Raw genomic sequence first — 13,050 nt, forward strand, 5'->3', positions numbered from 1 at the left:
TGGCACTGAAGCCTGTTTCGTTTATTTCAATCCTTAGATTAATCGGCTTGCCGATACCAGTCATACACTGAATAAATCGCTTCATCTGGCAAATAACGCGCAGTCACTTTACGACCTTCGCTGCCAGCACGAATGTTAAGTGTTAGTGACGCAAAGTGGCGTTGTTGCAACCACTTGCTCTGTTTAATCAACAACGATTGCACGTTTTGCCGTGGTACATAATACTGCTCACGGGTAAATAAAAAATTCGTCTGCGCAAATGCAAAGCGAGCATTCAGCACTTGTACTTGTGTTCGCCGCGCCGTCAGATAAGCAGGAATAATCAGCAACAAGACCACCAGCACAATGGTGATACTGTCCGCAATCACTGCCACCCGCGGCCATGGAAACGTCATCCCCGTCATCGCAAGGACTATCCCCAGTGCAACTAGGCCAAAATTGCGCAATTGATAATATAAGGTGCGGCCGCGTTGACGGCTAGGCCTAACCTGACCAACGGGAATGTCGGTGACAAAACGTTGCAAGAAACCATCTACATCATCTTCCGCAATCAACGGCATAATCACCACATTTTCGGTATCCTTCTCTTTTTTCGAGTTCGACACCACGATCAGTTTGACCGTTGCCATGTGCAACCAGGACCGCAACAACGGTTGACTAACCCGCACAGCCTGAATGCGACTTTGCGCTAACGTCACCGTGTTCCGCTGAAACAAGCCACGGACTGTTGTCAACTGACCGTCTGACAGACTCAATGTAAATCGATAGTACTGAATGACTATGACGACAATTGAACCCAGGTACAAAACGAGTACCACGGCCAACATTCCCAGCACAATAACGACCCAACCAGCCTGCCCCAAGTCTTTGACAGCCGTATTTAATAACTGTTCAGAAATGAGTTTTTGCAAACGACCATACACTGCCGTAATCGCCAATAATGCTGTTAGGAACGCCGGTGAGGTCGCCGCAAACTTCAACAGATCCCTTGTCGCGATTTCGTAAACGGCAGTTGGTTGATTGGCCGTCTCATTCGTCGCTGACTGTGACTCAGGTGACGCTCCGTTTGCAGACTCAGGTACTGTTTGATTCTCACCATCGGCGATGTTTGCCAAGCGCCGCCGAGCCGCAAGTTCATCACGTAAACTCAGTGGCACAGCGATGAGTGTCACTTCCGGTCCCTCATCGGAATGACCAGCCGTTTCGACTTCCAATGTGACTAAATCAAACGGTTTAAGGAAAAACCACTGTTTGACTGCCACGTTTTGGATACGATCGTAAGGAACGTGATTCTGCTTCCGAAAAATTAACCCATGTTTGACATAAATTTCTTGGTCCAGCAATTGATACGTAAAGGTAAAGTACTTCAACAGCGGCCACACTAGCGCAAAAACTACTAATATCGCAATGACAGTTGCAAATAACAGCGGATGTTTGCGGTAAAGCGCCAAACTACCGATAACACCACCCGCGATGGGCACAATCCACTCGCGTAGCGTTTCGATAAAGAAACCGACTAACGCGATGGCATGTAAATGTCGCGCTGGCGTTGGCTTGGGAGAACCACCATTAGAGGTCATTACGCGCCTCCTTTGCCAGTTTCATGATTAACTCTTTCAACTGTTCAGCTGTTTCAAGGCCGACACCGTCAATCTTATGGGATGTCGCCGCTGTCACAATCGCGATCTCCTGTAGCTTCTGCCACCGCAGAAATGGTCCCTGATCCAACTGCACATTCTGAACACGAGCGATTGGAATCACAATTTGTTTGCGAAAAAAGTAACCCTTATGCAATTCAACATCGCGGTCACTGATCCGATAAGTCCAAAACCGCCAACGATACGGCACTAGTGCCAACATGGCAATTAAGGTTACCAACGCAATGCCAATAATAAGCCACCCACACACCGTAAAGAAGCTCAGACTGTTGCTCAGTCCAATCGCCAGACTGCCCCCGCCGACTGCGCCGATAATAATTGCCGTTACTACAGCGGTTAATTGCCAAACGTGCGTAATCTGACGCGGCAACTGTTCCGTTTCATTTTCCAAGATTTCTCCCCCACCTGTTGCCTAGATTCCCATCAACATGATTCAAACTTGTTAGTCACACTATACCGAAAAAGTGACGGTGTACCAATAACACCGCCACTTTTTGGGATAAAATTTTTATTTAGAATAGCGTTTGCGGCCAAAGTACCAACAAAATGGCATCTCTCACATATGGCTGCAATGAAGTGAAGTCGATTAAAGACAGAGCGCCGTGTCGACAACACTTATGGCCTGGTTTAAGGCCATTTAGTGTTGTGGGACGAGTTCTGAGACGATGAACTATTCGGCTCAGAATCGAGGTAGAAGACTCCGGTTCTCAGGAGGCTGAGACCGGTCCCCACGGAACGACGTCTCTAATCGACGTAACGGCATTTCAACCACAGATCAGACAGCTGACCACTTGCTTAGGACTGTTTGCCATTATCCGATGCAGTAATTAACTGTTGTTGATCGTTAAAGAAACGGCGGTAAGCAATGTAACAAGCGCTGACAGAGCCGAGGCTGGTCGCTGACAGTAACATAAACACCACCATAATCTGATATTTAATAGCGTAAACCGGATCAACACCGGCGAAGATCAGGCCAGACATCATCCCCGGTAAACTAACGATCCCGTAAGTCTTAGATGCGTCAATCGTTGGTTGCATTCCCGTTTTGATACACTCGCGGACGATGCCAATTGCGGAATCGTGCACACTGGCACCTAATGCTAAACGTTCCAACACTTGTTGGCGTTGGTCCCGAAAGAGTGTCCGCATGTTGCGGTAGCAAAGCCCGATCGCCACCATTGAGTTACTGGCAATCATTCCTGAAATTGGAATCATCTGTGACGGGACAAACTTAATCGCACCCGCCAAAACTAAACCACTTAGCGTCACTGAAGTGCTGATTAAGATGGACCAAAAGGATGACCAAAAAATGTTTGGAATTCCCTTTCCCCGTTTCATCGCATTATAAGCCGCATTAAAGATAATGACCAAAATCATCGCTAATGTGAGCAACACGTTGTTGACCGCAAAGATATATTTCAGCAAGAAACCAACAATTGTTAGCTGAATAATGGCACGAACCACGCCGATAATCATATCGCGGTCAACACCAAGCTTCTGACGCCAGCCAATAAATAGCGCAACCAGCACGAGGCCAGCTGCAAACGCTAAACTTACATTATTAACATTCACCGCATTATGCATGACGTACCTCCTTAGTGTGTTTGCCCGCTACGACTTCATATAAATCATCAGCGGCAGCAATTTCACTTTCATCATGAGTAATCCACACCACGGTACCCCCACGATCACGATAATGATCAACCAGACTGTGCACGATGGCCTTATTATCTGTGTCCAAGCCAGTCGTTACTTCATCAAGCAACAAAATGTCCGGTACAAATATTAGATTACGAATAAGCGCCACTCGTTGCCGCTCACCTCCTGATAACCCTGTGATGTCATGATTCAAATAATCCGGTGATAGATTTACCTGGGCGAGCAATTCGTGCTGGCGTGCCTCATCAACACTTTGGTTACGAATTTCAAACGGAAAGTTAAGATTGTCAGCCACCGTTTTGCCAAACAGCGTTGGTTGTTGAAAACAATATGACACCCGACGACGGTAGACCATCGGATCGTAAGTAAACGCGTCATGACCATCGAATGTCATTTGACCTGCGCTCGGCGAGATCATCCGTGCCATAATTTGAAGAATCGTACTTTTACCCGACCCAGACGGGCCCACTACCATCAAGTTACTCTCTTTTTCTAACCGCAAATTGATTTTGGTCAGGATTTCACGCTCCCCAACTCGGTAGTCAATATCGGTCATTGTCAGTAATGCTGTCATCATTTCACCACTTTCTTCATTTATTCTAAAGTAAGCATAAAACATCACTTTCCGTTTGTCCGTTTACAAGACTTCGCAGGGATCCTGACAATACGGAAACCACACCTTAGTGGTCAAACATGCTATGATGGTCCTAATTATTACTAGAGTTAGCAACGGAGGACAATATGGAACCTCAATCACGAAATAACAACGATCTGCGCTCAGAACGCGGTCGCTCGCACTTTGATCACAATAATCATCAAACACATTCACAGCACCGCAACGGCCCCCGTTCGTTTGATCATTCACGGAACAATGACCACAATGGGTATCGTCGTCAGCGTAGTAATCAATCAGAACAAGCTGATGTTCAGGTCGAGGTTGGCCAACGTTTTCCATTAACCATCAAACGCCTCGGCATTAACGGCGAAGGGATCGGCTATTATCATCATAAGATTACGTTTGTCCCAGGCGCCCTTCCAGACGAAGTGGTCGTCGCCGAAGTTACGCACGTAGCGGCTCATTTTCTAAACGCTAAAGTACATCAAATCCGTAAAGAAAGTGCCCACCGGGTAACGCCACCAGATACACAGTCAGCCGAAGTCGGTGGGTTCGAACTTTCCCATCTTGATTACCCGTCACAACTGGCTTTCAAACGTGATGTTATCCGCCAAGCGCTGGAAAAGTTTCAGCCCCGCGGCTGGGAAAACTATGACCTGCGCCCAACAATCGGCATGGCAGAACCTTATCACTACCGCAACAAAGCCCAATTTCAAGTACGGCAGGATGCGGACGGTAATGTGATTGCCGGTCTATATAAGGAGGGTACGCATGATCTTGTTGATCTTCCGGAAGCCAGCACTCAAAATGAAGCAACCATGACCGTCATTCGCGCATTAGTCAAAATGCTGCAAGAATTACAAGTTCCCATTTACGATGAAGAGGCCAATTCAGGTATTATCAAAACGCTCGTTGTCCGTTCATCCGAAGCCAGTGGCGAAGTTCAGGTCACGTTTGTCACAAACTCACAAAAGTTGCCGCACAAACGGGAATTGTTAGCGCTGATCGAAGAACGTTTGCCACAAGTTGTTTCCGTCATGCAAAACGTTAACCAAAGCAAAACTTCGTTAGTTTGGGGAGATAAGACCACTAAGTTAATGGGTCAGGACTACATTACTGAAACCCTATTGGGTAAGCAGTTCCAATTATCGCCACGGGCATTCTTACAGTTGAATCCTAAGCAAACCACCCGCTTATACGAAGAAACGATTAAAGCTTTGGACTTAACGCATGCCGACCACTTGGTAGATGCCTACTCAGGCGTGGGCACCATTGGATTATCCTTGGCAGACCGTGCCGGCGAAGTGCGTGGCATGGACACGATTGAAGAATCTGTTGATGACGCCAACCGTAACGCTGAACTGAACGGCATTACCAACGCCGAATACAGTGTGGGAACCGCCGAAGACCTATTACCACAATGGGTCAGCCAGGGATGGCGACCAGATGCATTGGTCGTTGATCCACCTCGTGCAGGCCTAGCCGACACAATGATTGATACCATTATGCAAGTACAGCCTGAAAAGTTTGTCTATGTTTCATGTAACCCGTCAACGCTGGCCCAAAACTTAGTTGAGTTAGGTCGCGTCTATCGCGTTGAATACATTCAATCCATCGACATGTTTCCTCAAACGGCACGCGTTGAAGCTGTCGTAAAGTTGGTTCTGCGGTAATTTTTAGTAGTCCTGGCTAAATTTGACGTGCTATAATACAAGAAGAAGGGAATATCAGTCGCATGACATTTCCTCCTGCAAGCGCCGCCGAAACGGCTGGCATTAGATGAATATGAAACCGTTAATCATCAGTCAAAAGTTAGATTAGCGGTTTTTTCTTTGACCAAAACTCCAGATTAAGATCAAGATGAAGGTTAGCAACGCAAGAATAAACATTCCAAACGTTAGCATCATCATAATCGCATTTCCGCAAGACAAAGTGGCGCCTCCCTCCACACAGATTTTCTGTATCGCCCATAGGCAACACCTCTTTGTGTTAGAATTTGCCAACCGCTTCAACTTAACTTGCTCAGTAATTTTATCATGTTAAATAAGTCATAAAACCTAAAAGTTATGTTTATAAAAGAATAAATTTCGGTTATGTAGAATTTGATTAAACAGCTCTTTTTTGTACCAGGAGGTTTTCATGAAGCAACGCTCACAATGGATCTTATTAATGGCGACATCCTCGGTATCGTTCATGTCGACGCTAGATGCCAGTATTGTTAACATCGCCATTCCCCACATCAGCCGTGAACTTAATGTACCAATGAATGAAGCCGAATGGGTCGTTTCCGTCTACTTAGTGCTCATCTGTGTGCTCCTGATTTTCTTTGGCCGATTGTCTGATCAAATCGGCCGCATCCCCATTTTTCAGGTCGGTACTCTGGTGTTTATCACAGGCTCACTGTTTTGTGGTTTGAGCACAAACTTGCCGCTGTTGCTGGGTGCTCGGGCACTGCAGGCGCTTGGTTCTTCAATGGTGATGGCCACTAACTTTGGCATCATCACCCAAATATTTCCTTCAAACCAGCATGGTCGGGCGTTAGGACTCAATAGTTCGGTGGTTCAAATCGGTAACATTGCTGGGCCAGGACTTGGTGGGCTTATCTTATCCGTTGTCAGTTGGCATTGGATATTCTTCATCAACGTCCCGATTGGCATTATCGCGTTTCTGTTTGGACACCGCATCTTTCCTCACCAACAAATCCACTTCAATAAAATCGTGATTGATTGGCCTGGTTATGCAACGTTTGCAACCATGATTAGTGCCTTTTTTGTCGCCATCTACTGGGGTCAGGCGGTTGGTTTCCATTCCGCCGGCGTACTTAGTTTGTTTGGTCTAGCCATTGTGATGTTGGCGGCCTTTATATTAATCGAACGACGCGTACAACAACCACTGATTCAACTTGAAATTTTCGCCAATCGTGGCTTCTCACTCGGCATTATTTCTGCGATGCTCGTGTACATGACGGGCTTTTTCAATAATGTTATTATGCCTTTTTACCTTCAGGAAACATTGATGCTATCGTCTGCAACGGCCGGGCTAATCCTGATGGCCGTGCCATTATTAAATATCTTCAGCGCCCCAGCTGGTGGCGTCATTTCGGATCATATCGGTGCCGAACGTGTGTCGTTTTACGCGCTTTTCCTCTTTTTGATTCCAGAGCTGATTTTTATCTTTGTGCAGCCCACATGGTCACTGGCTTGGCTCGTGTTTGGCCTGGCAGTCTTTGGCACTGCAAACGGTGCCTTCCAAAATAATCCAATGATCATGGGCAATGCCGGCCCAGAATTTCAGGGTATCGCTGGTTCTATTGCCGCATTGGGACGTAACCTAGGCATGGCAATTGGGCTCTCATTAGCGACATCACTGCTTTATTCTGGTATCAGTCAACGTGCCGGGCACCATATGACTGCCTATCCGCATGGTCACGCCAGTTGGTTCGTTTATGGTATGCATTTCAGTTATCTATTTGCACTCGGGTTAATCATGATTGCCATTGGCCTACTTGGCTGGCTATTGTGGTCGAGAAAAAAAGCTTTATCTTTGCACAGTTAAGTTATAACTAATCTGCTTTGGCTTGTATGATCATGGCAAAATTAACAACCCATCAAGTCATCTGGATATACAGTCTTAGGTGATGCCACATCTTTTCACTAAATCTTGTCCGAATGAAAAACACTTCTCTAATGCATCGCAATTATCTGCGATTGCACTAAAGAAGTGTTTTTGAATTTAGTTTGTTATTTTACATCAATATCGATTTGCATTGCGGTCTGTTCGTCTGGATTCAACTTTTCGTTATACGTCAGCTCCGCACGATCCAATTCATGAACAATTTCCTTTTCAACAACATCCAAGGGCCGTTTGTCATTCTTCAATTGGTTAACCATCAACGTAATCTTGTTATCATGCGGTTCTGAGATTGTGTATGAAACATCTTCTGTATTCAAAATCTCAGTAATTAACTTCCGTTCTTCCATCAGTCAAACCTCCAACAGTTTAATAACTCCATCATAGGTCTTGTGGACGGAATTGTGAACCGCCAACTGTGACTATTTCCAATAGGCATATCGATACAATGCTTGTGGAGAAGTAGAGGTGTACTTTATCCCGCCAATGTCTTTAGATAAGAAGTGTGCGACTACTTGATTATACAGTGGTGTATCTGGAACTTGATTGTTCAAACGTTTGTTAGCCTTAGCAATTGTTTGCCAACGTGTATTGCCAGCCTGTTTAGATGCCTTATCCATCAACTGATTAAACTGCGTGTCATTCCACTTCGGGAAGTTAGCCGTGCCATCTTTTTGAGCCACAGTCAAAAAGCCTTGCGGATCATCATAAGAAGTTTCCCAACCAGTCGCAACTAAATCATATTTACCGGCAAATGCACTGGCAATTCTTTGCGAAACTGGTTGTGGATTAATGCTAATGCTAAGCCCTTTTAAATTCTTTTGTGCACTACTCTGTACAAACTCTCCAAGTTTGTGGGAAGTTGAATCGTCAGCAGTCAACAATTTAAGTGTTAGCTTACTCGTGTGGCTTTCTTTTTCAAAAGTTTTCCATTCGGTCTTGGCACGTTTGAGGTCGTATTTTGCTAGACCACCATTTAGACTATAAAAATCCTTGCCCTGACTATTCTTAACGATTCCTTTCGGTACCATATTATTTGCCGGTAACGAGCCATCATTCAAAACAGAATTTGCTAGTGACTGCCGGTCTAAAAGATAGTTAAATGCACGCCGTAAATGGACATTAGTCATCGGCTTTTTATTCGTATTGAAATTTAAATAGTTAAGACTTGCACCGGGAACTGTATGTAATTCTTTGTTGCCCTTATTATTTGCCACGTACTCCCCGGAAATTGCAGTTTCTTGAATTTTGCCACTTTGGAACATGTTGTATGAGGTACTGTCTTCCTTCGAAACAGTTGCGACAACCTTCTTAATCCGCACACCCTTTGCGGCGTGAAACTTATTATCCTTTACATACGTCCAAGTATCGTTAGTGCCCTTCCACCCTTGCAATGTGTAGGGACCGTTGTAAACCATCTTTGTACTGTCTTTGGCATAATCCTTACCGTATTTGTTAAGTACTTTCTTGTCTGCGGGATAAAATCCTGTCGCTAACAATGAATTAAAGTAAGGCACCCTCGATGAGGGTGTCACTTGTAATTTATAGGTTCCAAGCGCTTTTACTCCTAATTCAGACACTGGCTTCGTGCCTTTGTTGACCGCGCTGAAGTTTTTAATGAAGCTCAAATAACTTGCCGCATTTTGAGAGGCTGTTTTTGGTGCAACTTCGTGTTGCAAACTAACAACGAAATCTTGTGCAGTAACTGGGTCACCATTGCTCCATTTGGCATCCTTACGCAATGTAAAAATATATTTTGTTCCGTTTGCCGTTGGTTTAACAATCTTCGTCGCTGCCCCAGGGGCGACTTTGCCGTTTTTATCAAACGTATATAGTCCTTCCATAACTTGGTCTACAATGCTCTGACTATATGCATCACTGACTTTTGCAGGATCAATTGTTGTTGGATTTGCCTGTACGGTAACGTTCAATGTTTTATCTTGTTTTGCATCTGCAGCATGAATAATCCGAGTACCAAACACTGTTGATATCACTGCTACAGTACTCACTGTCACTAACATTCGCTTTAATTTCATACGCACGCCCCCGAGAACAAAAATTAATTATCGATGAGTATTCTCATAAATAATTAATTAAAAATGTAGTTCTTTTATATCACAGTGTCAATTATTATTTTTTCGGCGTGTACTTTTGTTTTACCCTTGCTTTAGTCAGATTTAAAAAGCTATCGTCGCTCGCAATGTTCTGCAGACGACAATAGCCTCTTTCATCTTTTTTAGTTATGCACCTTGATTCGTTTAACATAGTACCAAATGCCGCCAACCAATAGCAAAATGGCCAGCACAATGATCGTCATCGTTGAAAAAGTATCGACTGCCGCTGAAACTTGTGTCCACGCGTGACCTGCCATGCGGCCGAGCACAATCAACACAACATTCCAAATCAGCGTACCAATCGTCGTAAACAAAATAAACGATTGCCATTTCATCCGAGTCATCCCCGCTGGAATCGAGATCAAGCTACGGATTACTGGGATAAAACGACCAAAGAAAACAGTCTTGCCGCCATGCTTCTTGAATAAATTAGCCGTTTTAGTAACATCACTCTGTTTGAGGCGTAACAAACGACCAAAACGGCTTTGCACCAAACGTTGTAATCGTTCCTCATTCAGCCAGTGGCCAATTCCATATAGAATAACAGCTCCCAGAACTGCACCGATCGTGGCGGCAATCACACTGCCAGTAATCGTCAAATCTGCGGCCAACGTCATAAAGCCAGCAAACGTCAGAATCACTTCTGAGGGGATTGGTGGGAAAACATTTTCTAAGGCAATCAGCAAAACGATGCCCAAATAGCCAAATTGGTTCATAAAATCAATTAACTGTTGTTCCATACGGTGTCACCTTTCATTTACGAAGTGGTCAGAGCTGTGGGACGCGCAGTCATGCGCAACAAAGCGTGGTTTTATTATTCCTGATTCACATCAAAAAAGCGATTAATAACGTTTGAACTGAGAAAATCTTAAACATTGGTCCAAATTCGATTATACTAACCATATACTTTGTGAAAAGAGGACAGTCCCGTGCACATGAAAGATGCCAAACAGCGTTTTACCTGGCTCATCATTTCAATTATTTTGAACTCCGCCTTTAATGCACTCACAATTTCCACCAATATGGGAAGCGCCGTGTGGACAGCATCCGCCGTTAACCTCACCCATTGGTTATTGCATACGACGAGCCCCGCTGTGGCCAGTCAAGGGCTGGGAATCGTCCTCACTGGTTACGGCGTGGTTATCGCCTTTCTGGATCAATTACTCATTGGCCGTTTCGACTGGGGCCGACTCATTCGTAACATCTTGTATATTATTCCGTTTAGCTATTTAATTCAGTTTATCGTTCCATTTTGGTCAGACGTGCTTGGCATCAAATACTTGCACGGCGATTTCAGTCACCCATGGGAGCTTGCAGCGCTGGTTGTTATCGATGTCATTGGCTTGTTTGGTGTTGGCGCAGCCGTTTCTCTCTATCAGCGAGCAAACATCATCATGCATCCGAACGATGACTTGTCCTATATCATTCGTTTCCGCTACTTACGCGGTCTCGCAACGGCTTCACAAATGTTGAGTTATATTCCACCAGTCCTTATTATGATCATTTGTCTCTTCACGAACCACTTCCAGCTATGGGCGGTCAACTTTGGTACCGTCTGGGCCTTCCTCACGCAGGGCTGGGTTCAAGGCTGGTCTGACAAACACTTCATTCCATCATTAAAACATCACTTCACAACACGAGTAGCTACAGAAAATGATAAATAAACAGCAAAGCAGGTGAGCTTTTCCAATATTGGAAGCTCACCTGCTTTGCATTTATTGGCCTACAATTGTGGCTAAGACAGAACCGACTAGATGCTCCGATTTATTGGCTGTCGCGCTTTAACATAGTTAACGTAGCGGAAGAGCGTCAACATTGAAACCAAGCCGTGAAAATGTTGTTAATTCGAACGGTTTACTCGGATTTACAACATGGACGGTCGCAGAGACTCGGGTTCTTACGAGGCTCTACGGCGAGGTGAAAGACTCCGGCTTCAGGAGGCTTGAACCGACCCCACGGCGGCGTTTCAATGTTGACAACCGGACGTGGCATCTATGCTACTTTTAGTACTAGCTCTATTGTCTACAGAAAAAGTAGCACACAAAGAACTGCAAACAGTGCTGGCAGTCCTTGGACAACAAAGATGCGCCGGCTCACCGTAACTGCGCCGACAATTGCAGCAACGACAACGAAACCTGTAAATAGAATCAATACCGCACGCATCTCCATTGTTGGCAATGCAAACAGGCTCCATAAAATTCCGACACCAACAAAACCGTTGTAGATCCCCATGTTTTTAAAAATTGCCTTAACCTGTGGTTGCTCCAAAAATGATGAATCGCTGCCAAACGTTTGTTGTGCAATACGGCCGGTGGACCAGAACATCTCTAAACACATAATGAATAAATGTTCCAAACCGACTACGGCAACTAATCCCAAAGTGAATGCTAACATTATTTACCAACCTACTTTTCTAATTGTGGATTCCATACGGAGATTACACGTTTTCCGCGTTCATGTCCACTACCAACCACTTTAAGCGCTGCTCTGATGGCTGGTGCCGTGAACGGAATCACCTTTTCAATTAGCGGTTTCACTTGCTGTTTGACCACTAACGTTAACAATTGACCGAGCACTCCGACATTTGGTTTCAATTGGAAAAATTCTCCAGCAAACGCACCACCTTCTGCAACAAGTAAATCTGGGGCGGCTTCAATCGATACTAAGTGTCCACCCTGGCGTACGTAATTCATACTATCAGCCAGCACCTTATCGCCCACCGTATCCAAAACAGCATCAACTGGTTGAATCACCTGACGAAAATCAACTACCTGATAGTCAATCGCCTGGTCAGCTCCTAGCGCAATCCCGAACTTTTCATCGCGACGAGGCACCGTGGTGATGACGTGCGCACCCAACATATGAGCAATTTGCACGGCAAAACTTCCAACACCCCCAGCGCCCCCCTGAATTAAAATTGTTTGATTATTATGCAAATTCAAAACATCTACAATCACCTCATAGGCTGTCTCTCCCGAAGTAGGTAAGGTAGCAGCTTGTATCGCACTGACTTGACGAGGACGAACTAATGCCTGGTTTGCCGGCACCACCGTATATTCAGCAAACGTTCCCAGTTGCCGTTCAGGTTGATAGGCAACGACCTCATCCCCCAAACTAAACAACTTCACCTGATTTCCCCTACCAACTACTTGCCCGGCCACATCTCGCCCCAAAATCAATGGAAATACGAATGCACGATCATATTGACCGGTGATCATCTGATAGTCCAGTGGATTGATTGCAGTCGCTTCCACACGTAATAATAGTTCATCAGGCCCAACTTCCGGCATTGGTACGGTTAGTTCTTGCAATGCTGCCACATCTCCCAACCGGTTAATTACCATGGCCTTCATAGAATTTAGCTCCTTTCAAC

Annotated in this window: 13 protein-coding genes; 3 read left to right on the forward strand and 10 right to left on the reverse strand. The window is 45.1% G+C overall.

All coding sequences use genetic code 11. The features are described 5' to 3' along the window. Positions 1 to 38: 38 nt before the first annotated feature. The 4 genes from GB993_RS09470 to GB993_RS09485 form a co-directional block, all read right to left on the reverse strand. A complete protein-coding gene (locus GB993_RS09470; protein WP_161004090.1) occupies positions 39 to 1,580 on the reverse strand; it encodes a PH domain-containing protein in 1,542 nt (513 codons plus the stop codon). Next, entirely contained in the window at positions 1,570 to 2,049 is a 480-nt protein-coding gene (locus tag GB993_RS09475) for a PH domain-containing protein (protein WP_161004091.1), read from the reverse strand. Before GB993_RS09475 ends, GB993_RS09470 begins: the two co-directional genes overlap by 11 nt. A 404-nt stretch (positions 2,050 to 2,453) precedes the next feature. After that, the gene (locus GB993_RS09480) at positions 2,454 to 3,242 is read right to left on the reverse strand and encodes an ABC transporter permease (protein WP_161004092.1); all 789 of its coding nucleotides are present in this window, start codon (positions 3,240 to 3,242) and stop codon (positions 2,454 to 2,456) included. Then, positions 3,235 to 3,894: an ABC transporter ATP-binding protein gene (locus GB993_RS09485; RefSeq protein WP_431188883.1), complete on the reverse strand. Its 660-nt coding sequence runs from the start codon at positions 3,892 to 3,894 to the stop codon at positions 3,235 to 3,237. The genes GB993_RS09480 and GB993_RS09485 overlap by 8 nt, the downstream gene beginning before the upstream one ends. Before the next feature lie 164 nt (positions 3,895 to 4,058). Here GB993_RS09485 and rlmD point away from each other — a divergent pair, with 164 nt between their 5' ends. Next, positions 4,059 to 5,606, forward strand: coding sequence for a 23S rRNA (uracil(1939)-C(5))-methyltransferase RlmD (gene rlmD, locus GB993_RS09490; protein WP_161004093.1), 1,548 nt, complete (start codon positions 4,059 to 4,061; stop codon positions 5,604 to 5,606). A 144-nt stretch (positions 5,607 to 5,750) separates the two neighbouring features. Here rlmD and GB993_RS13270 read toward each other — a convergent pair whose 3' ends face one another. Then, complete coding sequence (locus GB993_RS13270) at positions 5,751 to 5,882, reverse strand: putative holin-like toxin (RefSeq protein ID WP_161004127.1); 132 nt, start codon at positions 5,880 to 5,882, stop codon at positions 5,751 to 5,753. A 190-nt stretch (positions 5,883 to 6,072) separates the two neighbouring features. Here GB993_RS13270 and GB993_RS09500 point away from each other — a divergent pair, with 190 nt between their 5' ends. After that, on the forward strand, positions 6,073 to 7,488 hold the full coding sequence (locus GB993_RS09500; protein WP_161004094.1) for an MFS transporter: 1,416 nt from the start codon (positions 6,073 to 6,075) through the stop codon (positions 7,486 to 7,488). 185 nt (positions 7,489 to 7,673) lie between these two features. On the opposite strand, the gene GB993_RS09505 is transcribed toward GB993_RS09500, so the two are convergent. The 3 genes from GB993_RS09505 to GB993_RS09515 all read right to left on the reverse strand — a co-directional run bounded on the left by GB993_RS09505 (position 7,674) and on the right by GB993_RS09515 (position 10,417). Further along, positions 7,674 to 7,913, reverse strand: coding sequence for a hypothetical protein (locus GB993_RS09505; RefSeq protein ID WP_017260831.1), 240 nt, complete (start codon positions 7,911 to 7,913; stop codon positions 7,674 to 7,676). A 72-nt stretch (positions 7,914 to 7,985) separates the two neighbouring features. Beyond that, positions 7,986 to 9,599 carry a peptide ABC transporter substrate-binding protein gene (locus GB993_RS09510; protein ID WP_161004095.1) on the reverse strand — a complete coding sequence of 538 codons (1,614 nt, stop codon included), beginning with the start codon at positions 9,597 to 9,599 and terminating at the stop codon, positions 7,986 to 7,988. Between the two features lie 200 nt (positions 9,600 to 9,799). After that, a complete protein-coding gene (locus tag GB993_RS09515) occupies positions 9,800 to 10,417 on the reverse strand; it encodes a DedA family protein (RefSeq protein WP_161004096.1) in 618 nt (205 codons plus the stop codon). Positions 10,418 to 10,606: 189 nt separating this feature from the next. Here GB993_RS09515 and GB993_RS09520 point away from each other — a divergent pair, with 189 nt between their 5' ends. Continuing rightward, complete coding sequence (locus tag GB993_RS09520; protein WP_431188884.1) at positions 10,607 to 11,341, forward strand: DUF6198 family protein; 735 nt, start codon at positions 10,607 to 10,609, stop codon at positions 11,339 to 11,341. 358 nt (positions 11,342 to 11,699) lie between these two features. Here the strand turns inward: GB993_RS09520 and GB993_RS09525 are convergent, their stop codons facing one another. Further along, positions 11,700 to 12,071, reverse strand: a complete 372-nt coding sequence (locus GB993_RS09525; protein WP_017260834.1) for a DUF1304 domain-containing protein — start codon at positions 12,069 to 12,071, stop codon at positions 11,700 to 11,702. Positions 12,072 to 12,082: 11 nt separating this feature from the next. Continuing rightward, a complete protein-coding gene (locus GB993_RS09530; protein WP_161004097.1) occupies positions 12,083 to 13,030 on the reverse strand; it encodes an NADP-dependent oxidoreductase in 948 nt (315 codons plus the stop codon). Positions 13,031 to 13,050: the final 20 nt, after the last annotated feature.

It is taken from the genome of Furfurilactobacillus milii (genome assembly GCF_009864005.1).
GTDB classification, from domain to species: domain Bacteria; phylum Bacillota; class Bacilli; order Lactobacillales; family Lactobacillaceae; genus Furfurilactobacillus; species Furfurilactobacillus rossiae_B.

Coding starts and splice junctions, on each gene's coding strand:
- GB993_RS09470 (WP_161004090.1), bottom strand. CDS start 1,580: ATGACCTCTAATGGTGGTTCTCCCAAGCCAACGCCAGCGCGACATTTA.
- GB993_RS09480 (WP_161004092.1), bottom strand. CDS start 3,242: ATGCATAATGCGGTGAATGTTAATAATGTAAGTTTAGCGTTTGCAGCT.
- GB993_RS09485 (WP_431188883.1), bottom strand. CDS start 3,894: ATGATGACAGCATTACTGACAATGACCGATATTGACTACCGAGTTGGG.
- rlmD (WP_161004093.1), top strand. CDS start 4,059: ATGGAACCTCAATCACGAAATAACAACGATCTGCGCTCAGAACGCGGT.
- GB993_RS09500 (WP_161004094.1), top strand. CDS start 6,073: ATGAAGCAACGCTCACAATGGATCTTATTAATGGCGACATCCTCGGTA.
- GB993_RS09505 (WP_017260831.1), bottom strand. CDS start 7,913: ATGGAAGAACGGAAGTTAATTACTGAGATTTTGAATACAGAAGATGTT.
- GB993_RS09510 (WP_161004095.1), bottom strand. CDS start 9,599: ATGAAATTAAAGCGAATGTTAGTGACAGTGAGTACTGTAGCAGTGATA.
- GB993_RS09515 (WP_161004096.1), bottom strand. CDS start 10,417: ATGGAACAACAGTTAATTGATTTTATGAACCAATTTGGCTATTTGGGC.
- GB993_RS09525 (WP_017260834.1), bottom strand. CDS start 12,071: ATGTTAGCATTCACTTTGGGATTAGTTGCCGTAGTCGGTTTGGAACAT.
- GB993_RS09530 (WP_161004097.1), bottom strand. CDS start 13,030: ATGAAGGCCATGGTAATTAACCGGTTGGGAGATGTGGCAGCATTGCAA.